This is a genomic window from Pseudomonas sp. SJZ131, from assembly GCF_007828705.1.
GTDB lineage: Bacteria > Pseudomonadota > Gammaproteobacteria > Pseudomonadales > Pseudomonadaceae > Aquipseudomonas > Aquipseudomonas prosekii.
This window is the reverse complement of record NZ_VIVC01000006.1, coordinates 156468-182660: the sequence shown is the minus strand read 5'-3', so window position 1 is coordinate 182660 and position 26193 is coordinate 156468. Positions and strand designations below refer to the sequence as shown.

Here is a 26193-nt window from a genome sequence, read left to right as displayed (position 1 = left end):
GAACCGGACCACTCATGGAAGCTGCGAGTTACCCAGCCTGGGCACAGCAACTCATCCAGGATTGCAGCGAGAGTAAGCGCCGGGTAGTCGAACACGAACTGTATCAGCGCATGCGAGACAACAAACTCAGCGCCAGGACCATGCGTCAGTACCTCATCGGTGGCTGGCCAGTTGTCGAGCAGTTCGCGTTGTATATGGCACAAAACCTCACCAAGACCCGTTTCGCGCGCCATCCCGGCGAAGACATGGCGCGGCGCTGGCTGATGCGCAACATTCGCGTTGAGCTCAACCACGCCGATTACTGGGTGCACTGGAGCCGTGCTCATGGGGTCAGCCTGGAAGATTTGCAGGCGCAGCAAGTTGCCCCGGAATTGCACGCGTTGAGCCATTGGTGTTGGCACACCAGTTCGTCGGATTCGCTGATCGTCGCCATTTCTGCGACCAACTACGCAATCGAAGGCGCGACCGGTGAGTGGTCGGCGGTGGTTTGTTCCAGTGGCGTCTATGCAGCGGCGTTCCCGGAAGAGGATCGCAAGCGCGCGATGAAATGGCTGAAGATGCACGCCCAGTACGACGATGCCCACCCGTGGGAAGCGCTGGAAATCATCTGCACCTTGGCCGGGATGAATCCGAGCAAGGCGCTGCAAACGGAATTGCGCCAAGCGGTGTGCAAGAGCTACGACTACATGTTCCTTTTCCTTGAGCGCTGCATGCAGCTGGAACATGCCGAACGCTCGTCGTTAACCCGTGAGCGGATGGCGTTGGTCGAAGGCTGAGCTTAGCGTCACCGCAAACAACTGTGGGAGCGAGCCTGCTCGCGATGCAGACAACTCGGTGTAAGCGGCATACCGAGTTATCGTTCATCGCGAGCAAGCTCGCTCCCACATTGATTTGTGCGGCTGCGGAAGACTCAGCCCGCCATCGCCAGGCGATTACGCCCCTCGCGCTTGGCCACGTACAGCGCGCTGTCTGCGCGACGCAACAGGCTTTCGGCAGATTCGCCGGGCAGCAACGTCGAGCAACCGAGGCTGACGGTCAGGTCGATCATTTGTCCATCGGCGAGATATTCCTGGGCTTGCGCGGCAAAGCGCAAACGCTCGCCGACCATCGCTGCCGCCTCACGCGGCGTGTTGGACAGCAAGATCAAAAACTCCTCGCCGCCAAAACGAAACACCATGTCGACGTTGCGCAACTGGCTCTTGATCGAGGCCGCGACGGCTTTGAGCACTTCATCGCCGGCGCTGTGGCCATGGCTGTCGTTGACACGTTTGAAGTGGTCGATGTCGAGCATCAGCAACGACAACGGCTGCATATGCCGGCGGGCCATTTCGATTTCGCGTTGCAGGGTCTGGTCCATGGCGACGCGGTTGCCGGTGCCGGTCAGCGGATCGCGCAGAGCGCTCTGGGTCGCGGCGCGGTAGAGCAGGGCGTTGCGCATCGGGAACAGCAGCGCCGACAGTAACGATTCCAGATGACCTTGTTCCTGCTCGCTGAAACGCTGATTGCGGCGGAACACCAGTTCACCCAAATGCTCGCCTTCGTGGCTCAGGTTATAGCTGACGGAGTGGTGACCGCGCTGACCGAATTCCAGGCGCAAATCACTGGTCTGGTGGCGGTAACTCAAGGCATCCAGCGGCACGAGGCGCTGAATTTCGCGAAAGAATAGGCCCAGAATGCGTTGTGGCTCAAGGCTGGTCTGCAATTGCAGACCCAGTTGCTGGCGCAATTGCGCAAGGCTGACCGGCCGTTCCAGAAGCGCAGGCTGTTGACCGAAGCCCAGGCGTTGCAATTTCGCACGATCGAAGTCAATTGCGTTGGTCTGGGATGGAGATTTCATATGGCGTGAGCCCCTAAGCAGTAAGGCTGTCTTACAGGCTGGGTGAGAGCGGCTTTGGGCTGCGCGTCATACTGGTCCGTCAGTCCCGTAGGACATTTGGTACGAGTCTAGTCCGCTTTATCGACGATAAGTAACCTATCGATTTGTGCGCCAATTCCAACTGCTTTCACACGTCTGTCTGAACAAATTAGAGCGAAAGTCGTGCCATTCAGTTCATTCGAATAAAAGCCGTTGAAAATCATGCGATTACGGCGCCTAGCTAAACCTGGCGGGAGGAATAGCGGCAATAGTTTGACTGGGAAATGCGAAAGTTACGACGATTGCCGTGTGCCGCGACGGATAAATGCCGCGGCACAAAGCGACGTGCGGGGATTATCGAGGGTTACTGCGCGTTGAACGCCTGGCCATTGATGCCTGTGCTGTCCGGACCCATCAGGTACAGGTAAACCGGCATGATCTCCTCGGGCGTCGGGTTGTTCAGCGGGTTTTCCCCCGGATAAGCCTGGGCGCGCATGCTGGTGCGGGTGGCGCCGGGGTTGATGCTGTTGGAGCGCACGGGCGCCACAGTGTCCAGCTCATCGGCGAGGGTTTGCATCAGCCCTTCGGTGGCGAATTTCGACACGCCGTAAGCGCCCCAATACGCGCGACCCTTGCGCCCGACGCTGCTGGAGGTGAACACCACCGAAGCATCCTGGGATAACTTCAGCAACGGCAGCAGCGTGCTGGTGAGCATGAACATCGCGTTGACGTTGACGTGCATCACGCGCATGAAGTTTTCGCCGGACAACTGCTCGATCGGCGTGCGCGGACCAATGATCGACGCGTTGTGCAGCAGGCCATCGAGGTGGCCGAACTCGGTTTCGATCATCGCTGCCAACTCATCGTATTGATGCGGCAGAGCGGTTTCGAGGTTGAACGGGATAACCGCTGGTTGCGCATGGCCAGCCGCTTCGATTTCGTCGTAGACCTGAGTCAGATTGGCTTCGGTCTTGCCCAGCAGCAACACGGTCGCGCCGTGGGCGGCATAGGTTTTCGCAGCAGCGGCGCCGATGCCACGGCCAGCGCCAGTCACCAGAATGACCCGGCCCTTGAGCAATTCAGGGCGAGCGGAATAATCAAACATGAAAAAACCTCAACAAATCAAAAAGCGACTTAACAGCTGCACAACGCGCTGTCCAACACCTTGCGCAGCTCCAGCGGATGATCCACCACCACGTCCGCGCCCCAGTGCCGCGGGTTGTCGTCCGGATGAATGTAGCCAAAGGTCACCGCAGCGGTCTTGGTCCCGGCATCGCGGCCCGACTCGATATCACGCAAGTCATCGCCGACAAACAACACACTCGCCGGATCGAGGTCGAGCATCTTGCACGCAAGAATCAACGGCTCCGGGTCCGGTTTGCTGTTTTTCACGTGGTCCGGGCAAATCAGCACTGCCGAGCGCTCGGCCAACCCCAGTTGCTGCATGATCGGTTCGGCAAACCGCAGCGGCTTGTTAGTGACTACGCCCCAGATCAGATTGGCTTTCTCGATGTCGGCCAACAATTCGCCCATGCCATCGAACAGCTTGCTGTGTACCGCGCAACCGACGAGGTAGCGCTCGAGGAACTCCAGGCGCAATTCCTCGAAACCCGGCGATTCCGGGTCCATCGAAAACGTCACCGCGACCATGGCTTTCGCGCCGCCGGAGATCTCGTCGCGAATGTGTTTGTCGTTCATCGGCGGCAAACCACGATCAGCGCGCATTGCCTGGCAGATGGCAATGAAGTCCGGCGCGGTGTCGAGCAGGGTGCCGTCCATGTCGAAAAGGACTGCTCTGATTCGCATCGGCTTACTCCTCGCGCAGGGTCTGGATCATGTAATTGACGTCGACGTCCGGCGCCAGTTTGTAGTGCTTGGTCAGCGGGTTGTACGTCAGGCCAATGATGTCCTTGACGGTCAGGCCGGCCATGCGGCTCCAGGCACCCAGCTCGGAAGGGCGGATGAATTTCTTGAAGTCGTGGGTGCCGCGCGGCAGCAACTTTATGATGTATTCGGCGCCGATGATCGCGAACAGGTAGGCCTTCGGGTTGCGGTTGATGGTGGAGAAGAACACCTGGCCGCCGGGCTTGACCATTTTGAAGCAGGCGCGGATTACCGAGGACGGGTCCGGCACGTGCTCGAGCATTTCCAGGCAAGTGACCACGTCGAACTGCTCGGGCATTTCTTCGGCCAGCGCTTCGGCGGTGATCTGCCGGTATTCGACGGTCACGCCGGATTCCAGTTGATGCAGTTGCGCAACGGCCAACGGGGCTTCGCCCATGTCGATGCCCATGACCGTGGCGCCGCGCTGAGCCATGGCTTCGCTGAGGATGCCGCCGCCGCAACCGACGTCGAGGACTTTCTTGCCGGCCAGATTGACCCGTTCGTCAATCCAGTTGACCCGCAGCGGGTTGATGTCGTGCAGCGGTTTGAACTCGCTTTCGCGGTCCCACCAGCGATGGGCCAGGGCTTCGAATTTGGCGATTTCGGCGTGGTCAACGTTGCTCATGGTTTAAATCCTCTAAAACTTGAAAAATCCTGTTTGCCCCCGGTATTTGACCGAGGTGCTTACGATTCGGTGTGGCCGCTGATGCGTTGGCCCCAGGCCTTGGCCGTGGCGCAGAGTTGTGCTTCATCCAGGCGCGTCAGGCGTTTGTCGTCGAGCAATTGCTTGCCGGCGACCCACAGGTGTTTCACGCAGTCGCGGCCGGTGGCGTATATAAGCTGCGAAACCGGGTCGTAGATCGGTTGCTGCGCCAGGCCGGACAGGTCGAAAGCGACGATGTCCGCAGCCTTGCCGATTTCCAGCGAACCAACGTCAGCCTCGATCCCGAGGGCGCGGGCGCCGTTGAGCGTGGCCATGCGCAACGCGCGATGGGCGTCGAGCGCGGTGGCGGAACCGGCGACGGCTTTGGCCAGCAACGCCGCAGTGCGGGTTTCGCCCAACAGGTCGAGGTCATTGTTGCTGGCCGCGCCGTCGGTGCCGATGGCAACGTTGACGCCGGCCTGCCACAGACGTTCAACCGGGCAGAAGCCGCTGGCGAGTTTCAGGTTCGACTCCGGGCAATGAATCACATTGGTGTTGCTTTCTACCAGCAGCGCCAGGTCTTCATCGCTGATCTGGGTCATGTGAACCGCCTGAAAGCGCGGCCCGAGCAGGCCGAGGCGACCGAGACGCGCCAACGGACGCTCGCCGCGTTGTTCCACCGCTTGCTGCACTTCGAAAGCGGTTTCGTGGACGTGCATGTGAATCGCCGCGTCCAGCTCTTCGGCGATCACCCGAATTTTCTCGAGGTTTTCATCGCCAACGGTGTACGGCGCGTGCGGGCCGAAAGTGATTTTGATGCGCTCGTGGTGCTTGAGGTCGCCGAACAGCTCGACGCCCTGACGAATGGCTTCATCCGCCGAAGCCGCGCCGGGGATCGGGAAATCAAGGATCGGAATGGCGATTTGCGCGCGAATGCCGCTGTTGTGTACGCGTTCGCTGGCAACCTTGGGGAAGAAATACATGTCTGAGAAGCAGGTGATGCCGCCCTTGATCTGCTCGGCGATTGCCAGGTCGGTGCCATCGCGGACGAACGCTTCATCGACCCACTTGGCCTCGGCCGGCCAGATGTGATTTTCCAGCCAGCTCATCAGCGGCAGGTCGTCGGCCAAACCACGGAACAGCGTCATCGCCGCGTGGCCGTGCGCGTTGATCAGTCCCGGTGCAAGCAGCACATCCGGCAACTCGCGAGTTTCAGTCGCGTTACACTTCAGCGCTTCGGCACGCGGGCCGATAAACACGATGCGACCGTCGCGGATGCCCAAGCCATGTTCTTTGAGGACCACGCCAGCGGGTTCGACGGGTACCAGCCAGGTCGGCAGCAATAATAAGTCGAGCGCAACGGCAGGTTTCGGCATCGAGGGTCGGTTCCAGTGCTTTTGTAAAGGATGGCGAAGTATACCCGAGCGTCTTCGCCGGGGGATCGCTATAATCGGCGGCTTTTGTTCATGAGTGCGGGGTGTGGGATGCGCGATCGACTGTTGGCTGCGGAGAAGGTGAAGGCCATCGATTGGCGTGATGGCGCCCTGTACCTGCTGGATCAGCGAATTCTGCCGTTCGAGGAAAACTGGATTGCCTACACCAGCGCCGCCGGTGTCGCCGAGGCCATTCGCTCGATGGTGGTGCGCGGCGCCCCGGCGATCGGCATCAGCGCGGCGTACGCCATGGTGCTGTCGGCGCGCGCGCGGATTGCCGAGGGCGGCGACTGGCAAGCCGAGTGGGAAGAGGATTATGCGTTGCTCGCCGATTCGCGTCCGACCGCGGTCAATCTGTTCTGGGCGCTCGGTCGCATGCGTGATCGCCTCGATCGCTTGAAGGAAGATGCCGACCCGCTGGCGGCGCTGGAAGCGGAAGCCATCGCGATTCACGAAAGTGATCGCGAAGCCAACCTGACCATGGCGCAACTCGGCGTCGATCTGATCCGCAAACATCAGGGCAACGCCCAGACCATCCTCACCCACTGCAACACCGGCGCCCTGGCGACTGGCGGCTTCGGCACGGCACTGGGGGTGATTCGCGGGGCGTTCATCGAAGGCATGGTCGAGCGCGTCTACGCCGATGAAACCCGTCCATGGCTGCAAGGCTCGCGGCTGACCGCGTGGGAACTGGCCAACGAAGGCATCCCGGTGACGCTGAATGCCGACTCCGCCGCTGCGCATATCATGAAGACCAAAGGCATCACCTGGGTGATTGTCGGTGCCGACCGCATTACCGCGAATGGCGATGTGGCGAACAAGATCGGCACCTATCAACTGGCGGTCAGCGCCATGCATCACGGCGTGCGCTTCATGGTGGTGGCGCCGAGTTCGACCATCGACATGAACCTCGCCAGCGGCGACGACATCCCGATTGAAGAGCGCGACGGCAGCGAATTGCTCTGCGTTGGTGGCCAGCGGGTCGGCGCAGAGGTTGAGGCGTTCAACCCGGTGTTCGACGTGACGCCGGCGGATCTGATCGATGCAATCGTCACCGAGAAGGGCGTCGTCGAGCGCCCGGATACGGCGAAAATGGCCCAATTGATGTGCCGCAAGCGTCTGCATTGACGCTTTGTGTTGTCAGCCAAAATCGCCTTCGCGAGCAAGCTCGTTCCCACAGTTGATCGAGGTGTGGCCGCAATGTCGGCTCAACCGGGGTTCAATGTGGGAGCGAGCGTGCTCGCGAAGGGGGCCTGCGGCCAGTAAACACGTTGGATCTTATCCCCGAATCTGCATTCACCGCGGCTCTAAGCCTCTCTCGTCGCCGTTAAGCCTGTCACCGGTCAACTTACTATGCTCCATGCGCATCAGGGGGATAGGTGCGTGGCGGCCTTTGTGATAACATCCGGCGTTTTCCGAGACAGCCCCAAGGGGTTGTCTTTACTGCGCAGATCCATGGCATAACTCGTTGATTTGTCGTAAGTCGGCGCCGGGCACTCAGCCTGCGTCGGCGAGCTTCGTTCGTCCCATATGGATGTGACGAAGTTTCACCAGAAAAAGGAATCAGGCTTCTCATGGGCGAACTGGCCAAAGAAATCCTCCCGGTCAATATCGAAGACGAGCTGAAGCAGTCCTATCTCGACTACGCGATGAGCGTAATTGTCGGGCGGGCACTGCCGGATGCGCGCGATGGCTTGAAGCCCGTGCACCGGCGTGTGCTGTTCGCGATGAGCGAGCTGGGCAACGACTTCAACAAGCCGTACAAGAAATCTGCCCGTGTTGTCGGTGACGTGATCGGTAAATATCACCCGCACGGTGATACCGCGGTGTACGACACCATCGTTCGGATGGCGCAGCCATTCTCGCTGCGTTACCTGCTGGTAGACGGTCAGGGCAACTTCGGTTCGGTGGACGGCGACAACGCCGCCGCCATGCGATACACCGAAGTGCGCATGACCAAGCTGGCGCACGAGCTGCTGGCTGACCTGCACAAAGAAACCGTGGACTGGGTGCCGAACTACGACGGCACTGAAATGATCCCCGCGGTCATGCCGACGCGTATTCCCAACCTGTTGGTCAACGGCTCCAGCGGTATCGCCGTGGGCATGGCGACCAACATCCCGCCGCACAACCTCGGTGAAGTCATCGATGGTTGCCTGGCGCTCATCGACAACCCTGAGTTGACCATCGATGAGTTGATGCAATACATCCCCGGTCCGGACTTCCCGACCGCCGCGATCATCAACGGTCGCGCCGGCATCATCGAAGCCTACCGCACCGGTCGCGGGCGCATTTACATGCGCGCCCGCTCGATGATCGAAGACATCGACAAGGTCGGCGGCCGCCAGCAGATCGTCATCACCGAACTCCCTTACCAGCTCAACAAGGCGCGTCTGATCGAGAAGATTGCCGAGCTGGTTAAAGAGAAGAAGCTTGAAGGCATCACCGAACTGCGCGACGAGTCCGACAAGGACGGTATGCGCGTTGTGATCGAGCTGCGTCGTGGCGAAGTGCCTGAGGTGATCCTCAACAACCTTTACGCCCAGACCCAGCTGCAAGCGGTGTTCGGTATCAACATCGTTGCGCTGATCGACGGCCGTCCGCGGATCCTCAACCTCAAGGATCTGCTGGAAGCTTTCGTTCGCCACCGTCGCGAAGTCGTTACCCGCCGTACCGTGTTCGAACTGCGCAAAGCTCGCGAACGTGGGCACATTCTTGAAGGTCAAGCGGTTGCCCTGTCGAACATCGACCCGGTGATCGCCCTGATCAAAGCTTCGCCGACGCCGTCGGAAGCCAAGGAAGCGCTGATCAAGACTGCGTGGGAATCGTCCGCTGTAGTCGCAATGGTTGAGCGCGCCGGTGCCGATTCCTGCCGTCCGGAGACCCTGGACCCGCAATACGGTCTGCGCGAAGGCAAGTATTTCCTTTCGCCGGAACAGGCTCAAGCCATTCTCGAACTGCGTCTGCACCGCTTGACCGGTCTGGAACACGAGAAGCTGCTGGCCGAGTATCAAGAGATCCTCAACCAGATCGGCGAACTGATCCGCATCCTCAGCAGCGCCGTGCGCCTGATGGAAGTGATCCGCGAAGAACTGGAAGTGATCCGCGCCGAATACGGCGACGTGCGCCGCACCGAAATTCTCGATGCCCGTCTCGACCTGACCCTGGGTGACATGATCCCGGAAGAAGAACGCGTCGTGACCATCTCCCACGGTGGCTACGCCAAGACCCAGCCATTGGCTGCGTACCAGGCTCAGCGTCGTGGCGGTAAAGGCAAATCGGCGACCGGCGTCAAGGATGAGGACTACATCGCTCACCTGCTGGTCGCGAACAGCCACACCACGCTGCTGCTGTTCTCCAGCAAAGGCAAAGTGTACTGGCTGAAAACCTACGAAATTCCTGAAGCGTCTCGCGCTGCCCGTGGTCGTCCGCTGGTTAACCTGTTGCCGCTGGGCGATGGGGAATACATCACCACCATGCTGCCGGTCGACGAATACACCGAAGGTCACTTCATCTTCATGGCGACCGCCAACGGCACCGTGAAGAAGACCCCGCTGGAATCCTTCAGCCGTCAGCGCAGCGTTGGCTTGATCGCGCTTGAGCTGGATGAAGGCGACGTGCTGATCTCCGCTTCCATCACCGATGGCAGCCGCGAAGTCATGCTGTTCTCCGATGGCGGCAAGGTTACGCGCTTCAAGGAAACCGACGTTCGCGCCATGGGCCGTACCGCTCGCGGTGTGCGCGGCATGCGTCTGCCGGAAGGGCAGAAGCTGATTTCGATGCTGATCCCGGAAGAAGGCAGCCAGATCCTCACCGCTTCGGCGCGTGGTTACGGCAAGCGCACGGCGATCACCGAGTTCCCTGAGTACAAACGTGGCGGTCAGGGCGTTATTGCCATGGTCAGCAACGACCGTAACGGCCGTCTGGTCGGTGCGGTCCAGGTGCTTGATGGCGAGGAAATCATGCTGATTTCCGACCAGGGCACACTGGTTCGCACTCGCGTCGACGAAGTCTCCAGCCTGGGTCGAAACACCCAAGGCGTGACCCTGATCAAACTGGCCAGCGACGAGAAGCTGGTCGGTCTTGAGCGGGTTCAGGAGCCATCGGAAGTCGAGGGCGAAGAGCTTGAAGGTGAAGGCCTCGACGGTGAAGACGGCGAAACAGGTGCAGTGTTCGACGGCGAGGTCGTGAACGACGACGCTGCCGAGGACCAGCAGCTCGACGCCGCTGCCGACGAAGAACCGCAGGAATAAGCGGACAAACAGGGGGCGGATGAGAATTCGCCCCCTTGTTGTTTGTCCCGTATGAAAATATCGACACCCATGAAGTTTCTTGTAGGAGTGAGCCTGCTCGCGATGCAGGCGCCGCAGCACGTCTGACACATCGCGGTGATGCAATCGCGAGCAGGCTCACTCCCACAAAAGCTGTGCCTGGCAGAGACTTCTGTGTCGATTTGATGTTGTGATTGTTGCGTGACTACCACCAAATCAGAGCGAGATTGGATGTGAGCAAGAGAGCCTATAACTTCTGTGCCGGTCCTGCGGCGCTGCCTGAAGCTGTCCTGAAACGCGCTCAGGGCGAACTCCTCGATTGGCACGGCAAAGGCCTGTCGGTCATGGAAATGAGCCATCGCAGCGATGAGTTCGTGTCCATTGCGACCAAAGCCGAGCAGGATCTGCGTGATCTGCTGGATATCCCTTCGAACTACAAAGTGCTGTTCCTGCAGGGCGGCGCCAGTCAGCAATTTGCCCAGATTCCGCTGAACCTGCTCCCGGAAAGCGGCACCGCCGACTATATCGACACCGGTATCTGGTCGCAGAAAGCCATTGAAGAAGCGTCCCGTTACGGCCACGTCAACGTCGCCGCAACTGCCAAGCCTTACGACTATTTCGCGATTCCCGGTCAGAACGAATGGAGCCTGTCGAAAGACGCGGCTTACGTTCATTACGCGCCGAACGAAACCATCGGTGGCCTGGAATTCCAGTGGATTCCGGAAACCGGCGACGTGCCGCTGGTCGCTGACATGTCTTCTGACATTCTTTCGCGTCCGGTGGACATCTCGCGTTTCGGCATGATCTACGCCGGCGCACAGAAAAACATCGGCCCGAGCGGCATCGTCGTCAACATCGTTCGCGAAGACCTGCTGGGTCGCGCGCGCTCGCTGTGCCCGACCATGCTCAACTACAAAGTCGCCGCCGATAACGGTTCGATGTACAACACCCCGCCAACGCTGGCGTGGTACTTGTCCGGTCTGGTGTTCGAATGGCTGAAAGAGCAGGGTGGCGTCGAAGCCATCGGCAAGCTCAATGAAGTCAAACAGCGCACTTTGTACGATTTCATCGACGCCAGCGGCTTGTACAGCAACCCGATCAACAAGTCGGACCGCTCGTGGATGAACGTGCCGTTCCGTCTGGCCGACGACCGTCTGGACAAGCCATTCCTCGCCGGTGCCGACGAACGCGGGCTGCTGAACCTCAAAGGTCACCGCTCCGTGGGCGGCATGCGCGCCTCCATCTATAACGCCGTCGATATCGTTGCGGTCAACGCACTGATTTCGTACATGGCAGAGTTCGAGAAGGAACATGGCTAATGTCTGAGCAAGAACTCAAGGCACTGCGCGTGCGCATTGACGCCCTGGACACCAAAGTCCTCGAGCTGATCAGCGAACGTGCACGCTGCGCCCAGGAAGTTGCGCGAGTAAAGATGGCCTCGCTGGCCGAAGGCGAAGTGCCGGTGTTCTATCGTCCCGAGCGTGAAGCTCAGGTGCTCAAGCGCGTAATGGAGCGTAACCAGGGGCCGCTGGGCAACGAAGAGATGGCGCGGCTGTTCCGCGAAATCATGTCTTCGTGCCTGGCGCTAGAGCAGCCGCTGAAAGTGGCTTACCTCGGCCCGGAAGGCACGTTTACCCAAGCGGCGGCCATGAAGCATTTCGGCCACGCGGTGATCAGCAAGCCAATGGCCGCGATCGACGAAGTGTTTCGTGAAGTGGCGGCCGGTGCGGTGAATTTTGGCGTGGTCCCGGTGGAAAACTCCACCGAAGGCGCGGTCAACCACACCCTCGACAGCTTTCTCGAACATGACATGGTCATTTGCGGCGAAGTCGAGTTGCGGATTCACCACCACTTGTTGGTCGGTGAAAACACCAAGACCGACAGCATCAGCCGCATCTATTCCCACGCGCAGTCGCTGGCCCAGTGCCGCAAGTGGCTGGACGCGCATTACCCGAATGTCGAGCGCGTCGCGGTTTCCAGCAACGCTGAAGCGGCCAAGCGGGTCAAGGGTGAGTGGAACTCGGCAGCGATTGCCGGCGACATGGCTGCAGGCCTGTACGGGCTGACGCGTCTGGCCGAAAAAATCGAGGATCGCCCGGACAACTCCACGCGATTCCTGATGATCGGCAGCCAGGAAGTGCCGCCGACCGGCGACGACAAGACTTCGATCATCGTCTCGATGAGCAACAAACCCGGCGCACTGCACGAGTTGCTGGTGCCGTTCCACGACAACGGCATCGACCTGACACGGATCGAGACGCGTCCGTCGCGCAGCGGTAAATGGACCTACGTGTTCTTCATCGACTTCGTCGGCCACCACCGCGATCCGTTGATCAAAGGTGTGCTGGAAAAAATCAGCCAGGAAGCAGTGGCACTCAAAGTTCTGGGTTCCTACCCGAAAGCGGTTCTCTAAGGGGTAGCAAGATGAGTGGTGATTTCCTCGCTCTGGCACAGCCGGGCGTGCAACAACTTTCGCCTTACGTTCCGGGCAAACCCGTGGACGAACTGGCGCGCGAGCTGGACATCGATCCGGCGAACATCATCAAACTGGCAAGCAACGAAAACCCGTTGGGCGCCAGTCCAAAGGCGCTCGCGGCGATTCGCGACGAACTGGCCGAGCTGACACGTTACCCGGACGGCAACGGTTTTGCCCTCAAGACCTTGCTGGCCGAGCAGTGCCGCGTCGAGCTTGATCAAGTGACGCTGGGCAATGGCTCCAACGACATTCTTGAGTTGGTCGCGCGCGCCTATCTGGCGCCGGGCCTGAATGCCGTATTCAGCGAGCACGCGTTCGCGGTCTACCCGATCGTCACTCAGGCGGTTGGCGCAGACGCGCGGGTTATTCCGGCGAAGGATTGGGGCCACGATCTGCCAGCGATGTTGGCTGCAATCGACGCCGACACGCGCGTGGTGTTCATTGCCAACCCGAACAACCCGACCGGCACCTGGTTCGGCGCCGAGGCGCTGGATGAATTTCTCCAGGACGTTCCGGCCCACGTGCTGGTGGTGCTGGACGAGGCTTACATCGAATACGCCGAGGGCAGCGACTTGCCTGATGGTCTCGATTTCCTCGCGGCTTATCCGAATCTGCTGGTTTCACGCACGTTCTCCAAGGCCTATGGCCTGGCGGCGCTGCGGGTCGGTTATGGCCTGTCGACGCCAGTGGTTGCCGACGTGCTGAACCGCGTGCGCCAACCGTTCAACGTCAACAGCCTGGCCTTGGCCGCTGCATGTGCGGCGTTGCAGGACGCTGACTATCTGGCCGAAAGCCGCCGTTTGAACGAGGCCGGCATGCAGCAACTGCAAGCGGGTTTCGGTGAGCTGGGGCTGGGATGGATTCCGTCGAAAGGCAACTTTATCTGCGTTGACCTCGGTCGTGTTGCGATGCCGGTGTTCGAAGGTTTGCTGCGCGAAGGCGTAATCGTGCGTCCGGTGGCCAATTACGGCATGCCGAACCACTTGCGCATCACCATCGGCACGCCAAGCGAAAACACTCGCTTCCTTGAGGCGCTGACCAAGGTTCTGGCTCGTGGTTGATGTCACCGCTGTGCAATCTGTAGAGCCTATGATCGGGCGCCTGGTGGTGGTCGGTCTGGGTTTGATCGGCGGTTCGTTTGCCAAAGGCTTGCGTGAAAGTGGCGTGTGCCGCGAAGTGGTCGGGGTCGATCTTGATCCGCAGTCGCGCAAACTCGCGGTTGAATTGGGCGTGGTCGATCGTTGTGAAGAAGACTTGGCCATCGCGTGCCATGGCGCTGACGTGATCCAGCTCGCCGTGCCGATTCTCGCCATGGAAAAGATGTTGGGCCGTTTGGCTGCGATGGATCTGGGTTCGGCGATTTTGACTGACGTCGGCAGTGCCAAAGGCAATGTGGTGCGCGCAGCGACCGAAGCGTTTGGCGGCATGCCGACGCGTTTCGTGCCCGGTCATCCGATTGCCGGCTCCGAGCAGAGCGGGGTGGAAGCTTCCAACGCCGAGCTGTTCCGTCGGCATAAAGTGATTTTGACGCCGCTGGATCAGACCGATCCGGCAGCGCTGGCGGTGGTCGACCGTTTGTGGCGCGTTTTGGGCGCCGATGTCGAGCACATGCAGGTCGAGCGCCACGACGAAGTGCTGGCGGCGACCAGCCATTTGCCGCACTTGCTGGCGTTCGGTTTGGTCGATTCGCTGGCCAAGCGCAATGAAAATCTTGAGATCTTCCGTTACGCTGCGGGCGGTTTCCGCGATTTCACAAGAATCGCCGGGAGCGACCCGGTCATGTGGCACGACATCTTCCTCGCCAACCGCGAAGCTGTCCTGCGCACACTCGATACATTTCGCAGCGACCTCGACGCCTTGCGCGACGCGGTCGATGCAGGGGATGGGCACCAATTGTTGGGCGTGTTCACACGCGCCCGGGTTGCCCGCGAACATTTCAGTAAAATCCTGGCCCGCCGGGCTTATGTGGACGCTATGAACTCCAACGACCTGATTTTCCTGGGACAACCGGGTGGCCGCCTGACTGGGCGGATTCGCGTACCGGGCGACAAATCGATTTCCCACCGTTCGATCATGCTCGGCTCACTCGCCGAAGGCACCACCGAAGTAGAAGGTTTCCTCGAGGGCGAAGATGCCCTGGCCACCTTGCAGGCCTTCCGTGACATGGGCGTCGTGATCGAAGGTCCGCACCACGGCCGCGTGACCATTCACGGCGTCGGTCTGCATGGCTTGAAGCCTGCGCCGGGCCCGATCTATCTGGGCAACTCCGGCACGTCGATGCGTCTGTTGTCCGGCCTGCTGGCCGCGCAGAACTTCGACAGCACCCTGACCGGCGACGCCTCGCTGTCGAAGCGACCGATGAATCGCGTGGCCAATCCGCTGCGCGAGATGGGCGCAGTGATCGAGACGGCCGCTGAAGGTCGTCCACCGATGATCATTCGCGGCGGCAACAAGCTCAAAGGCCTGACTTACAGCATGCCGATGGCCAGTGCTCAGGTTAAATCCTGCCTGTTGCTCGCCGGTCTGTACGCCGAAGGCAAAACCACCGTCACCGAGCCTGCACCGACTCGCGACCATACCGAACGCATGCTGCGCGGCTTCGGCTATCCAGTGAGCGTTGATGGCGCAACGGCATCGGTCGAGTCCGGGCACAAACTGACCGCGACGCACATCGAAGTGCCGGGCGACATCTCGTCGTCGGCGTTCTTCCTTGTTGCTGCGTCGATTGCCGAAGGCTCGGAACTGGTGCTGGAACACGTCGGGATCAACCCGACCCGCACTGGCGTCATCGATATCCTGCGTCTGATGGGCGCCGACATCACCCTGGAAAACCAGCGTGAAGTCGGCGGCGAACCGGTCGCTGACCTGCGCGTACGAGCAGCTAAACTCAAAGGCATCGAGATTCCCGAAGCGCTGGTGCCACTGGCGATCGACGAGTTCCCGGTACTGTTCGTGGCAGCGGCCTGCGCCGAAGGGCGCACCGTGTTGCGCGGCGCCGAAGAGCTGCGAGTCAAGGAGTCGGACCGAATCCAGGTCATGGCCGATGGCTTGCTGGCACTGGGCGTCAAGTGCGAACCGACCCCGGACGGCATCATCATCGACGGCGGCCCGATCGGCGGCGGCGAAGTGCACGGGCACGGCGATCACCGGATCGCGATGGCCTTCAGCGTTGCTTCCTTGCGCGCTACTGCACCGATCCGCATCCATGACTGTGCCAACGTCGCGACTTCGTTCCCGAATTTCCTGGCGCTGTGCGCACAGGTCGGTATCCGCGTTGCACAAGAGGCTCAGTCGTGAAAATCAAGCCACCGGTCATCACCATCGACGGGCCCAGCGGTTCGGGCAAAGGCACTATTGCCGGGATTCTGGCCAAGCGCCTGGGCTGGTGCCTGCTGGATTCCGGTGCCTTGTATCGCTTGCTGGCCTTCGCTGCGCGCAATCATGGCGTCGACCTGACCAATGAAGAGTCGTTGAAGCTGCTTGCCGCTCATCTGGATGTGCAGTTCATCGGGGCGACGGAAGGTCATCCGCAGCGGATCATCCTTGAAGGCGACGATGTGACCGATGACTTGCGCAACGAGCAAGTTGGCGCTTGGGCGTCGCAAGTCGCGGCATTGCCGGCGGTGCGCGACGCCTTGCTGCAGCGCCAGCGCGCGTTCCAGGAAGCACCGGGTCTGGTGGCCGATGGTCGCGACATGGGCACGGTGGTTTTTCCGGAGGCGCCGCTGAAGATTTTCCTCACTGCCAGTGCCGAGGAGCGTGCGCGCCGTCGATACTTGCAGTTGAAGGGCAAAGTCGATGGTGTTAGTCTGTCGAGTCTGCTAGATGAGATACGTGTCCGCGACGAGCGTGACACCCAGCGCGCGGTAGCCCCGCTCAAACCGGCGGCTGACGCCATACAGCTGGATTCCACGGAATTATCCATTGATCAGGTGCTGGAACGCATCATGAGTGAGATCGCCATTCGCGATATCGCCGGGTGACCAAGAAACGGCCCAGGGGACCAGTCATAGTCCTGTGTTGTTTCTTTAAATGAACGTAACCCACGTCGTCTGGGATGTGGAGCTGGGCGTATCCTTCGCCCTTATTCAACAGGAATTAAAATGAGCGAAAGCTTTGCGGAACTCTTTGAAGAAAGCCTAAAAACCCTGAACCTTCAGGCAGGCTCCATCATCACCGGTGTTATCGTTGATATCGATTACCAAGCTCGCTGGGTAACCGTTCACGCTGGCCTGAAGTCTGAAGCACTCATCCCGCTTGAGCAGTTCTACAACGATGCTGGCGAACTGACTATCAACGTCGGTGACGAAGTTCACGTTGCTCTGGACTCGGTTGAAGACGGCTTTGGTGAAACCAAGCTGTCCCGTGAAAAAGCCAAGCGCGCTGAATGCTGGATTGTTCTGGAAGCAGCCTTCGCAGCCGAAGAAGTGGTCAAGGGCGTTATCAACGGTAAGGTTAAAGGCGGCTTCACTGTCGACGTTAACGGCATCCGTGCGTTCCTGCCAGGTTCTCTGGTTGACGTCCGTCCTGTGCGCGACACCACGCACCTGGAAGGCAAAGAGCTGGAATTCAAGGTCATCAAACTCGACCAGAAACGCAACAACGTTGTCGTTTCCCGTCGTAGCGTCCTCGAAGCCGAGAACTCCGCTGAGCGTGAAGCTCTGCTGGAATCCCTGCAGGAAGGTCAACAAGTCAAAGGTATCGTCAAGAACCTCACCGATTACGGCGCATTCGTCGATCTGGGTGGCGTCGATGGCCTGCTGCACATTACCGACATGGCTTGGAAGCGTATCAAGCATCCTTCCGAAATCGTCAACGTTGGCGACGAGATCGATGTCAAGGTTCTGAAGTACGATCGCGAACGCAATCGTGTTTCCCTGGGCCTGAAGCAGCTGGGCGAAGATCCATGGGTTGCTATCAAAGCCCGTTACCCAGAAAGCACTCGCGTTACCGCTCGTGTAACCAACCTGACCGACTACGGCTGCTTCGCTGAGCTGGAAGAAGGCGTTGAAGGACTGGTACACGTTTCCGAAATGGACTGGACCAACAAAAACATCCACCCTTCGAAAGTCGTACAAGTCGGCGACGAAGTGGAAGTTATGGTTCTGGACATCGACGAAGAGCGTCGTCGTATCTCCCTCGGCATCAAGCAGTGCAAATCTAACCCATGGGAAGATTTCTCTGGCCAGTTCAACAAGGGCGATAAAATCTCCGGCACCATCAAGTCGATCACCGATTTCGGTATCTTCATTGGTCTGGACGGCGGCATCGACGGTCTGGTTCACCTGTCCGACATCTCCTGGAACGAAGTGGGCGAAGAAGCCGTTCGCCGCTTCAAGAAGGGCGACGAGCTGGACACCGTTATCCTGTCGGTTGACCCAGAGCGCGAGCGCATTTCCCTGGGTATCAAGCAACTGGAAAGCGATCCGTTCTCCGAGTACGTTCAAGAGAACGACAAAGGCGCAATCGTTAAAGGCATCGTGAAAGAAGTTGACGCTAAAGGCGCCATCATCACTCTGGCCGACGATATCGAAGCGACTCTGAAAGCCTCCGAAATCAGCCGTGACCGCGTTGAAGACGCGCGCAACGTTCTGAAAGAAGGCCAGGAAGTAGAAGCCAAGATCATCAGCGTTGACCGCAAGAGCCGTGTAATCCAGCTCTCCATCAAGTCGAAAGACGATGCTGAAGAGAAAGAAGCCATCCAAAGCTTGAAAGACAAGCCTTCGGATAGCATCGCTGCTGGTCCTACCACTCTGGGCGACCTGTTGCGTGCACAAATGGAAAAACAGAACTAAGTTCTGTCAGACCATAGAAAAAGGGCGACTTCGGTCGCCCTTTTTTGTGTCTGCGATTCGGTGAGCTGATCGTCGCATTGGCGCTCAGTTCAATGAGCGTGAACTAATTATCGGTACGAGCGGTCTTTTTGTTTAATTGGATCAATCATTTATTTGCAGCTGGTCTCTAGCTGGTAATAAAAGTTGAGTCGGCGTGAGATGTAGCAAAAGGAAGTGTATGAACAAGCTAATTGTCGCAGTCGTTTTGTTGGGGTTGGCGGGCTGCACAACGAATGCCAAATCGCACAACGTTCGTGGAGGCAATAGTTTAGAGATTGACTGTTCAGGCTTGGGGGCGGGGTGGGACATGTGCTACGAACGTGCCGCGAGCGAGTGTAAAGGAAAATCTTATAAGGTTTTGGCCAGATCCAGCGACTTGAAGGCAGATCCGGAAGATTCTCTATTCGGTTGGAATCCGGCGGGTTATCTGACCCGAATACTGTGGGTAGGGTGTGTTTCGGGCTAATTGTTGATTCCGGAATAAGCAAGATTCGATTGTCTTAGTTCAGAAGCGTTTGCCCGTTATTGTTAATGAAAAGCAGGTGGAAAAAGCGTAAAATCCCGATTTTTAGAGTTTTATTTTTGATGTTTGAAAAATTCCACGTGCACTTTTTTTGATCGGGAGCGCTTAATGAAGGTTTTGGTTTTAGGTGCAAATGGTTTTATTGGCGCTAGACTTGTCGATCGTTTGATAGACAGTGGGCACGATGTAAGGGTTTTAACTAGATCCCAAGGTAAACATAAAAATATTAATACGGAAATTTTTATTGGCGATTTAAGAGATCCGCTATTGGATACCTCGCGCTTGTTAGAAGGGTGTGAAGTTGTATTCAACTGTGCTGGTGAAATACGCAATGACGCGCTGATGCATGAGCTTCATGTCGTTGCGACAAATCGTATGCTCGAAGCTGTCTCCAAAAAAGTTGCTGAAAATAACAGTGTCCATTGGGTTCAATTGAGCAGTGTGGGTGCTTATGGATCCGTGCCCGATGTAGAGCGGATTGTTACCGAAGAGACCAAAGTTAGTCCAAGAGGTGAATACGAAGTAACCAAGACTGTCGCGGATCAGAATATTCTAACAAAGTCCAAAGAATCAGCTTTCACTTTCTCTATATTACGGCCGTCCAATGTATTTGGCCCTGGCATGCCGAATAATTCGGTTAGGCAACTGATTGCGATCGTTAGGCGTCGACTATTTTTTTACGTAGGATTCAATGAGCCTATAGTGACGTATGTACATGTGGACGATGTCGTAAGTGCGCTACTTCTGTGCGGATTTGACAAGCGCGCAGAGGGCGAGATTTTCAATATTTCCAACGATTGCTCGTTAAGAGAGTTAATTGAAGGAATTGCTCGTTCAATCTCAGTCCCGGCCCCATTTCTCAGAATTCCCAAGTTTTTGATTCGATCCGCTGTTTCAATACTCTCAATTTTTACAAAGGGTATGATAACTCAGGAAAGAGTTAATGCTTTGACTTCTAGAACACGTTACCCGACCACTAAATTGAAAAAGAAGCTGGATTTTGAACCCAAGAAATACGTTCCTGATTATATTGCAAAAATTTGATCGCCATATTACGAGTGTAGAGGAGGCTATGTGTTAGACAGGAAGCTTAAGGTTGCCAGGGTTTCTACTGTTCCATTTTTCATCGTGACACAGTTAAGCGCAACCATTCGGGCGCTCAAGGATTCTGGTGCTGCCGTAACTGTTATTTCAAGCGATGACGATCTGGGAGATGAATTGCGAAAGCTTGTTGGATCAGATTTTTTGGCTGTGAAGATGGTCCGTGAAATAAACCCTCTTCAAGATCTGGTTTCTTTGTTTCTGCTAATAAAAATATTTAAGCATCGCAAGTTTGATATTGTACATTCGACAACTCCAAAGGCAGGTTTACTTTGCGCCATTGCCGGGAAAATTGCCGGTGTGAATATTAGATTACACACCTTTACTGGGCAGCCGTGGGTGACGATGCATGGATTAAAGCGTCATCTACTTAAGCTCTGTGATCGAGTGATAGGGACTTTAAACACAAGTTGCTACACAGATAGCTTTAGTCAGCAAAAGTTTTTAGTTGAACAGAATGTTGTAAAGTCGAATAAAATACGCGTTTTAGGTCATGGTTCTTTTGCAGGTGTCGATCTCGAACGGTTTAGCGCCTCTCGTTTTTCTGAAGATGATCGGAAGAAACTGAAGTCCGAATTAAATATCGATTCTGAAAGTAAAGTCGTGATTTTTGTAGGGCGTATTACAAAGGAAAAGGGAGTTTCCGAATTGGTTGAGGCCTTTGGACGGCTCGTCTTAGAGGGGCAAGACTTGTGCTTGCTCCTTGTCGGCCCATATGAACCAGATGGCTTCGACATCATAGATAACATAATAAATGCTAGTATAAAAAACAGAATTAAAATTGTGGGGTTCTCTAATATCCCTGAAAAATATATGGCAATTGCAGATCTATTATGTCTTCCAAGTTATCGTGAAGGATTTGGCACCGTAGTGATCGAGGCTGCAGCGATGGGATTGCCAACAGTTGGAACATGCATTTACGGTCTCTCTGATGCGGTGGTCGATGGCGAAACCGGACTTCTTGTTCCTGTCGGGGATTCTGTAAGTCTTGCAAACTCTATTCGTACACTAGTAGACGACGAAGACTTACTGATGACAATGGCAAACTCCGCTCGGTCGCGCGCACAAACATCATTTGACAGTAATCTTTATTCTTCGTTGCTGATCGATGAGTATAGTCGGTTTGTAGAAAGTCCATAAAGAGACGGATCCAATTAGGCCGAAGTTAAAAAATTAGGTTAATCATGAATATTCTGATCACTGGTGCTACCGGTTTTGTAGGACAGTCTTTAATCAGCCACTTGGCTGCTGATGAGCGTTACCAAATTTTTGGATCGGTCAGAAGGCTAGATCCTGTTTCAATTAGCAGTGTGAATTTGATTGCAGTAGGTGATATATCAAGTGAAACGGACTGGACGTCCGCTCTTAAAAATGTCGATGTTGTAATACATTTGGCAGGCCGTGCACATGTGCTCGGAGATGTAAATAATGTAGCCGCATTCAAAAGTGTCAACGTCGAGGGCACTCTTCGCTTGGCAGAGCAGGCGATAGCGTCCGGCGTAAAGCGTTTTATCTTTATTAGCTCAATCGGAGTTAATGGCTCCCAAACTTACAGTGAAGCTTTCACAGAGTCGTCTGCAGTGGCACCGCATGCAATTTACGCAGAATCGAAAAGACAAGCTGAAGATCTACTGAGAAGCAAGCTTCAGAATAGCACCATGGAGTTGGTCATAATACGTCCTCCATTGGTGTATGCAGTGAACGCACCAGGAAATTTTCAACGCCTGATTAAGCTTGTGGCGACCGGGCTTCCCTTGCCGTTTGGCATTACGAAGAATAAAAGAAGTATGGTCTCGTTAAAGAATTTAACTGACTTTATTTCACTGTGCATTGAACACCCTGCCGCAGCACAAGAAACCTTTTTGATTTCTGATGGTATGGATCTGTCCACCAAAGAAATTGTTTCTTTCCTAGCGGAAGGTATGGGGAAAAGGCCGAAGTTATTACCTGTGCCTGACATCTTTGCGCAATTTGCTCTAACAATCCTACGCAAGCCATCAATCTATGTTCAATTATACGGCTCGCTCGTAGTCGATTCGTCGAAAGCTCGCACGTTGTTGGGTTGGAATCCTGTTGAACCAGCATCGACAGCCTTGAAAGCAGCTGGAGCGTCTTACCGTGACCGACGACGCATGTTGGACTGACGATAACCTGGTGATTTCAACTGGTTGCGTCCCTGCGTGCGATGTTGCGAAGGCCCTATAGGGCGGGGAGCACGCGGTACCCCTTGCAGCAAATTCTCTGTGGTTCCAGAGGTTTCTAGTCGTTTTTCTCCGGTGCTGCTCAAATTGGTCGGTCTCGATGTCAACATTCGTTGGTGAGAGTCACTCCAGGATGCTTCTTCCTGCCATGACACGTTGGGTCTATTCGTTTAATGGCTCGTGACGAATGGAATAAGTCGGATTGCGGGCTGTTCAAATCCAATTAGACATGCTAAAACAAATGAAGTACTGATCTAGCTGCTTGAAAAAGAAGGGAAAAAAATGACGAAGTCGGAGTTGATCGAACGAATTGTCACCCATCAAGGGCTACTCTCATCGAAGGATGTGGAGCTAGCTATCAAGACCATGCTTGAGCAAATGTCCCAATGTCTTGCTACCGGTGATCGCATCGAGATACGGGGTTTTGGTAGCTTTTCTCTACACTATCGAGCGCCTCGTGTCGGGCGTAATCCAAAGACTGGCCAATCCGTCAGTCTCGATGGAAAATTCGTGCCTCATTTTAAACCAGGCAAGGAGCTAAGAGATCGCGTTAACGAGGAAGAAGAGGATGAACTCTGAGGCAGGAACCGGTCGAATGGGAAATTTTAAGCGTGTGTTCGAAATAGTTGTTTTTCTATCAGTGGTCTTGATATCAATTGCATTTATTTTGGAGAACAACCAGTTAACTTCTCTGATCTTTTTTGGTTGGACTTCACCGCAGTTACCATTAGCGGTTTACATAGTCCTGTTTTTTCTTTTGGGAATGGCGATTGGACCGGTTTTATTTTGGCTCGCCGGGAGGAGGTTTGATTCCGTCAGGAGAAGGTCTAATAAAGTAGTTTAGGCTTGAAATGCCAGCTGTAAAGTTTCGGTTTTTGGTTTTTAGTTAAATTGCTATACGGGAAGCGTACCATTTTAAGTAAGTGGTCAGGCAAGTAGGCCGAAAATTTAGAGTTTTCTGGATTGTACTTGGCGCGAAGGTAAAAATTATGCAAGATACTAATAATAAAAATTATCAAGTTGCAGAACTCGATTTATTTGATATCACGGCAGTGTTGTGGAAAAAGAAACGGCTAATTTTTGCAGTTACTTTTTTAGCTGGCTTGGTCGCTCTCGCTGTTGCATTTATGATTACCCCTGTTTACGAGGCTAAGCTAGAAATCGCCCCTCCCACTATAAACAATATTGCTAATTTGAACTATGGTCGCACGCGTGAATCTGAGTTGGCGCCATACACTGTTAAAGATATTTATGACGTTTTTTTACGCAATCTACAATCCGAATCTATGCGTCAATCTTTTTTTAATAGCGTTTATGTCAAGTCTGGAGCAGGCTCTAGTGCGAAAATTATAGACAGAGGTCTATATGAGGATTTTTATAAGCGTTTGACTATTGCCCCTGTTGGTAAAGATCAAAACGATCGTTGGGTCGTTTCATTACGAGAATCCGATCCTGTAAAAGCAGTCGAACTGGTCAGCGGTTATGTAGCTCAGGCTGGTGAGTATGCGAAGCAAGAGGTCCTACGTAACGCCCATTCAGAAGCGGAGTTAAGGGCCCGCATTTTGAAATCGCAAATCGAAACGCTACGAGACAGTGGAAAGAAACAGCGCGAAGATACTATCCATCGATTGAGGGAAGCTCTTAATGTTGCCAAGTCAATAAATCTGGATAAGCCGCCGGTTTTCACAATCGATCGCTCCTCCGAAATGGCAGGCGATATGGGAGCGAACCTAACATATATGCGTGGGAGCAAAGCTCTGGAGGCTGAGCTTATAAATCTAGAAACGCGTTATTCCGATGATCCGTTCATTAAGGAACTGCGTGGCATTGAGGAAAGGCTGGCCTACTATCAAAGTCTTGAAGACGCCCCGGACGATATAACGGTTTATCGTCAGGATGGTATCGTCACCCCACCAAGCACTCCCGTGAAACCTAAGAAGGTCGTAATAGTGATCATTGGTCTAGCCGCGGGGGCTGCTGCCGGCTGCATAATCGTTCTTTCAAGCTTCTTTATTAGACGCCGTTTATCTCAAGTATAGAGTGCGCAGAAAGCGCGACCGGAGATTTGTATCGGTTGGTGCGGAATAGGCCGCGCCAGAATTTACGGCTAATCTCTTTTCCTGGGTGTCTGCTCCCCAACTGCCAAGTGTCTGGGACAATCTTTTTTCCGTCCCTGGTTCTGGGCGAATAATGCATGTCGCAATTAAATTGCGCGGATGATTATAGGCAAGGAATTTTGGCACTTTGACTCTTACCGGTCATCTAGGTTAGATCTTTCTCTGCTAGCTCCATGATCGCGCCATGTGATCTGGAAGATCTCTGTCTTCACGAGCTCCCTCCAAGCACCATGCCGTCCATCATATTCTATGCGCGATTCTTCGACTGTTTGCGTGCCGGGAGGATTCCGTCGGATGTGATCGCCTTTGTTGTAGGTGACGCGGCTTGTACAATCGCTCTACGAATGGTGGCACAGGATTTTTTGATCCGAATCGGAGCTACAAGAGCCTTTGCTGCCCAATCTAAGGGTCTTCAGACCTAAATTTCAATTTTTCACGATGCACAGATCAGATGGCTTTCACTGATTTTGGTTGGCATGGGAGACGCATTAGCTCCAAACGCAGAGATCTGGAGTTTGCTTGTGAATCCTGACATCACTCATGTTTTTCGATAGCAAACCCGAAAAAAGAAGGTTAAAATCAAGTTTTTGTCGCTGCGCAGTGCTCCGGTCTAATGAGTTGCAGTATTTAAGTGAGAAAATAATGGTTGATGTTGATTATCTAGTTTCAGTCGTAGTGCCTACACATAACAGATCGCAATACGCTATTCACTGCATTGAAAGCTTGTTGGACATTGATTCTGAGCTACTTCAAGTAGTAGTGCATGATACGAGCAATGATGAGTGTGAGTTGGCGCAGTGGGCGGGAAAAAATCTAGATAGTCGCTTGAGATACGTTCATTGGGTAGATCGTTTGTCAATGACGGAAAACCATGAGCGAGCAATGCGCATCGCTACTGGGGAATATATTTGCCTTATCGGTGACGATGATAGCGTATCGGAGCGAATTATCGAGGTTGCAGCCTTTGCTAAGAACAAAGGCATCAAGATGATTACCCCAAAAGTTAAAGCATTGTATTACTGGCCAGATTTTCGAACCAAGATGTACGGTGCTGCACATGCTGGTCGAGTGTATCTCAGTGAGTTCGATCAAAAAATTGAATACATGGGCAGTCTTGGGAACTTAAATGTGGCTCTTCACGCCGCGTGCCAAGGTACGGACGAGCTTCCAAAACTTTATCACGGGTTGGTTCATCATTCGCTTATCGACCAACTGCGAGAATCCAATGGCCAAGTGTTTTTCGGCACTAGTCCGGATATGTCGGCCTCGGTAGCGTTAAGTTTGCTAGGGCATGAATATGCGCTCATTGATCTTCCTTTTACAATGCCTGGGGGCGCTGGCGGTAGTAATAGTGGCCGTAGCGCGGCGGGTAAGCATAAAGGTGATCTAAAAAGTGATCCACATATTGCGCCTTTTAAGAATCTTGAGTGGCCTGAGATAATCCCCCATTTTTTCAGCGTGGAAACCGTTTGGGCTCATGCGGCATGGACCACATTAAATGGCATTGGCGGAGCTGAGCAATTAAAGAAATTTAATTTGGCACGTTTATATGCTCTATGCGCATGGGGCCATAAAGATTACCTCTCTACAACGCGTCTTGCTCGATTGGCCGCGGTAGAACAAGGTTATTCAAATGTAAGACGCCTGGATGTATTCAAGGAGTTGCTGGTCGTTATCTCTAAACATGTGCTGTCGCGTTTCAAACGTCTGCTGAAGCCATCCGCCAGTAATGGCCGAGAAGTGCTCGCCGTTGTGCCAGACGTTCGATTGGCTCGTCAGGAACTGGATAAAAATCTACGTGACAGGATCAAAAGTACTTTATAACTTAATTTGTTAGGGAGTGAGGCTGAAGTAT

The 26193-nt window shown here is 55.2% G+C and carries 22 protein-coding genes; 17 read left to right on the top strand and 5 right to left on the bottom strand.

Annotated elements, in window-relative coordinates; all coding sequences use genetic code 11:
- The first annotated feature begins 14 nt into the window (after positions 1–14).
- Positions 15–776: a TenA family transcriptional regulator gene (locus tag FBY12_RS24025; protein WP_371927538.1), complete on the top strand. Its 762-nt coding sequence runs from the start codon at positions 15–17 to the stop codon at positions 774–776.
- A gap of 134 nt (positions 777–910) precedes the next feature.
- Here FBY12_RS24025 and FBY12_RS24020 read toward each other — a convergent pair whose 3' ends face one another.
- The 5 genes from FBY12_RS24020 to FBY12_RS24000 form a co-directional block, all read right to left on the bottom strand.
- Positions 911–1837, bottom strand: a complete 927-nt coding sequence (locus FBY12_RS24020; protein ID WP_121731543.1) for a GGDEF domain-containing protein — start codon at positions 1835–1837, stop codon at positions 911–913.
- A gap of 382 nt (positions 1838–2219) precedes the next feature.
- Positions 2220–2960, bottom strand: a complete 741-nt coding sequence (locus FBY12_RS24015) for a YciK family oxidoreductase (protein ID WP_121731542.1) — start codon at positions 2958–2960, stop codon at positions 2220–2222.
- Positions 2961–2989: 29 nt separating this feature from the next.
- Complete coding sequence (gene mupP / locus FBY12_RS24010) at positions 2990–3661, bottom strand: N-acetylmuramic acid 6-phosphate phosphatase MupP (protein ID WP_101208489.1); 672 nt, start codon at positions 3659–3661, stop codon at positions 2990–2992.
- Between the two features lie 4 nt (positions 3662–3665).
- A complete protein-coding gene (ubiG, locus tag FBY12_RS24005) occupies positions 3666–4364 on the bottom strand; it encodes a bifunctional 2-polyprenyl-6-hydroxyphenol methylase/3-demethylubiquinol 3-O-methyltransferase UbiG (protein WP_145256499.1) in 699 nt (232 codons plus the stop codon).
- A gap of 59 nt (positions 4365–4423) precedes the next feature.
- A complete protein-coding gene (locus FBY12_RS24000) occupies positions 4424–5758 on the bottom strand; it encodes a TRZ/ATZ family hydrolase (RefSeq protein WP_121731541.1) in 1335 nt (444 codons plus the stop codon).
- Between the two features lie 108 nt (positions 5759–5866).
- Between FBY12_RS24000 and mtnA the strand changes: the two genes are divergently transcribed.
- From mtnA to FBY12_RS23920, 16 genes are all read left to right on the top strand, one after another.
- The gene (mtnA, locus tag FBY12_RS23995; protein ID WP_145256496.1) at positions 5867–6943 is read left to right on the top strand and encodes an S-methyl-5-thioribose-1-phosphate isomerase; all 1077 of its coding nucleotides are present in this window, start codon (positions 5867–5869) and stop codon (positions 6941–6943) included.
- A 446-nt stretch (positions 6944–7389) separates the two neighbouring features.
- Positions 7390–10068, top strand: a complete 2679-nt coding sequence (gene gyrA, locus FBY12_RS23990) for a DNA gyrase subunit A (protein WP_145256494.1) — start codon at positions 7390–7392, stop codon at positions 10066–10068.
- 251 nt (positions 10069–10319) lie between these two features.
- On the top strand, positions 10320–11405 hold the full coding sequence (serC, locus tag FBY12_RS23985; RefSeq protein WP_145256491.1) for a 3-phosphoserine/phosphohydroxythreonine transaminase: 1086 nt from the start codon (positions 10320–10322) through the stop codon (positions 11403–11405).
- Positions 11405–12499, top strand: coding sequence for a prephenate dehydratase (gene pheA, locus FBY12_RS23980; protein ID WP_028620536.1), 1095 nt, complete (start codon positions 11405–11407; stop codon positions 12497–12499). Before serC ends, pheA begins: the two co-directional genes overlap by 1 nt.
- A gap of 11 nt (positions 12500–12510) precedes the next feature.
- Positions 12511–13623 carry a histidinol-phosphate transaminase gene (gene hisC / locus FBY12_RS23975; RefSeq protein ID WP_145256488.1) on the top strand — a complete coding sequence of 371 codons (1113 nt, stop codon included), beginning with the start codon at positions 12511–12513 and terminating at the stop codon, positions 13621–13623.
- 28 nt (positions 13624–13651) lie between these two features.
- Positions 13652–15859, top strand: a complete 2208-nt coding sequence (locus FBY12_RS23970) for a bifunctional prephenate dehydrogenase/3-phosphoshikimate 1-carboxyvinyltransferase (RefSeq protein WP_256663351.1) — start codon at positions 13652–13654, stop codon at positions 15857–15859.
- On the top strand, positions 15856–16545 hold the full coding sequence (gene cmk / locus FBY12_RS23965) for a (d)CMP kinase (protein WP_092279413.1): 690 nt from the start codon (positions 15856–15858) through the stop codon (positions 16543–16545). Before FBY12_RS23970 ends, cmk begins: the two co-directional genes overlap by 4 nt.
- 120 nt (positions 16546–16665) lie before the next feature.
- The gene (gene rpsA, locus FBY12_RS23960) at positions 16666–18357 is read left to right on the top strand and encodes a 30S ribosomal protein S1 (RefSeq protein WP_008148721.1); all 1692 of its coding nucleotides are present in this window, start codon (positions 16666–16668) and stop codon (positions 18355–18357) included.
- A 217-nt stretch (positions 18358–18574) separates the two neighbouring features.
- A complete protein-coding gene (locus tag FBY12_RS27960; protein ID WP_109502163.1) occupies positions 18575–18862 on the top strand; it encodes a hypothetical protein in 288 nt (95 codons plus the stop codon).
- A 165-nt stretch (positions 18863–19027) separates the two neighbouring features.
- Positions 19028–19963: an NAD(P)-dependent oxidoreductase gene (locus FBY12_RS23950; RefSeq protein ID WP_145256482.1), complete on the top strand. Its 936-nt coding sequence runs from the start codon at positions 19028–19030 to the stop codon at positions 19961–19963.
- A gap of 30 nt (positions 19964–19993) precedes the next feature.
- Positions 19994–21160, top strand: coding sequence for a glycosyltransferase family 4 protein (locus FBY12_RS23945; RefSeq protein WP_145256480.1), 1167 nt, complete (start codon positions 19994–19996; stop codon positions 21158–21160).
- A gap of 44 nt (positions 21161–21204) precedes the next feature.
- Positions 21205–22164 (top strand): NAD-dependent epimerase/dehydratase family protein, encoded by a 960-nt coding sequence (locus FBY12_RS23940; RefSeq protein ID WP_145256477.1) that lies wholly within the window; start codon positions 21205–21207, stop codon positions 22162–22164.
- A gap of 339 nt (positions 22165–22503) precedes the next feature.
- The gene (ihfB, locus tag FBY12_RS23935; RefSeq protein WP_109502171.1) at positions 22504–22800 is read left to right on the top strand and encodes an integration host factor subunit beta; all 297 of its coding nucleotides are present in this window, start codon (positions 22504–22506) and stop codon (positions 22798–22800) included.
- Positions 22790–23065, top strand: coding sequence for a LapA family protein (locus FBY12_RS23930; RefSeq protein WP_306092829.1), 276 nt, complete (start codon positions 22790–22792; stop codon positions 23063–23065). The genes ihfB and FBY12_RS23930 overlap by 11 nt, the downstream gene beginning before the upstream one ends.
- 145 nt (positions 23066–23210) lie before the next feature.
- Positions 23211–24260, top strand: coding sequence for an LPS O-antigen chain length determinant protein WzzB (locus FBY12_RS23925; RefSeq protein WP_145256474.1), 1050 nt, complete (start codon positions 23211–23213; stop codon positions 24258–24260).
- Positions 24261–24878: 618 nt separating this feature from the next.
- Positions 24879–26162, top strand: a complete 1284-nt coding sequence (locus FBY12_RS23920) for a glycosyltransferase family 2 protein (protein ID WP_256663350.1) — start codon at positions 24879–24881, stop codon at positions 26160–26162.
- Positions 26163–26193 lie beyond the last annotated feature (31 nt).

Excerpts from the sequence above, each read along its gene's own strand:
- FBY12_RS24025 (WP_371927538.1), top strand. The coding sequence starts at position 15 with ATGGAAGCTGCGAGTTACCCAGCCTGGGCACAGCAACTCATCCAGGAT.
- FBY12_RS24020 (WP_121731543.1), bottom strand. The coding sequence starts at position 1,837 with ATGAAATCTCCATCCCAGACCAACGCAATTGACTTCGATCGTGCGAAA.
- FBY12_RS24015 (WP_121731542.1), bottom strand. The coding sequence starts at position 2,960 with ATGTTTGATTATTCCGCTCGCCCTGAATTGCTCAAGGGCCGGGTCATT.
- mupP (WP_101208489.1), bottom strand. The coding sequence starts at position 3,661 with ATGCGAATCAGAGCAGTCCTTTTCGACATGGACGGCACCCTGCTCGAC.
- ubiG (WP_145256499.1), bottom strand. The coding sequence starts at position 4,364 with ATGAGCAACGTTGACCACGCCGAAATCGCCAAATTCGAAGCCCTGGCC.
- FBY12_RS24000 (WP_121731541.1), bottom strand. The coding sequence starts at position 5,758 with ATGCCGAAACCTGCCGTTGCGCTCGACTTATTATTGCTGCCGACCTGG.
- mtnA (WP_145256496.1), top strand. The coding sequence starts at position 5,867 with ATGCGCGATCGACTGTTGGCTGCGGAGAAGGTGAAGGCCATCGATTGG.
- gyrA (WP_145256494.1), top strand. The coding sequence starts at position 7,390 with ATGGGCGAACTGGCCAAAGAAATCCTCCCGGTCAATATCGAAGACGAG.
- pheA (WP_028620536.1), top strand. The coding sequence starts at position 11,405 with ATGTCTGAGCAAGAACTCAAGGCACTGCGCGTGCGCATTGACGCCCTG.
- hisC (WP_145256488.1), top strand. The coding sequence starts at position 12,511 with ATGAGTGGTGATTTCCTCGCTCTGGCACAGCCGGGCGTGCAACAACTT.
- FBY12_RS23970 (WP_256663351.1), top strand. The coding sequence starts at position 13,652 with ATGATCGGGCGCCTGGTGGTGGTCGGTCTGGGTTTGATCGGCGGTTCG.
- rpsA (WP_008148721.1), top strand. The coding sequence starts at position 16,666 with ATGAGCGAAAGCTTTGCGGAACTCTTTGAAGAAAGCCTAAAAACCCTG.
- FBY12_RS27960 (WP_109502163.1), top strand. The coding sequence starts at position 18,575 with ATGAACAAGCTAATTGTCGCAGTCGTTTTGTTGGGGTTGGCGGGCTGC.
- FBY12_RS23950 (WP_145256482.1), top strand. The coding sequence starts at position 19,028 with ATGAAGGTTTTGGTTTTAGGTGCAAATGGTTTTATTGGCGCTAGACTT.
- FBY12_RS23940 (WP_145256477.1), top strand. The coding sequence starts at position 21,205 with ATGAATATTCTGATCACTGGTGCTACCGGTTTTGTAGGACAGTCTTTA.
- ihfB (WP_109502171.1), top strand. The coding sequence starts at position 22,504 with ATGACGAAGTCGGAGTTGATCGAACGAATTGTCACCCATCAAGGGCTA.
- FBY12_RS23930 (WP_306092829.1), top strand. The coding sequence starts at position 22,790 with ATGAACTCTGAGGCAGGAACCGGTCGAATGGGAAATTTTAAGCGTGTG.
- FBY12_RS23925 (WP_145256474.1), top strand. The coding sequence starts at position 23,211 with ATGCAAGATACTAATAATAAAAATTATCAAGTTGCAGAACTCGATTTA.
- FBY12_RS23920 (WP_256663350.1), top strand. The coding sequence starts at position 24,879 with ATGTTTTTCGATAGCAAACCCGAAAAAAGAAGGTTAAAATCAAGTTTT.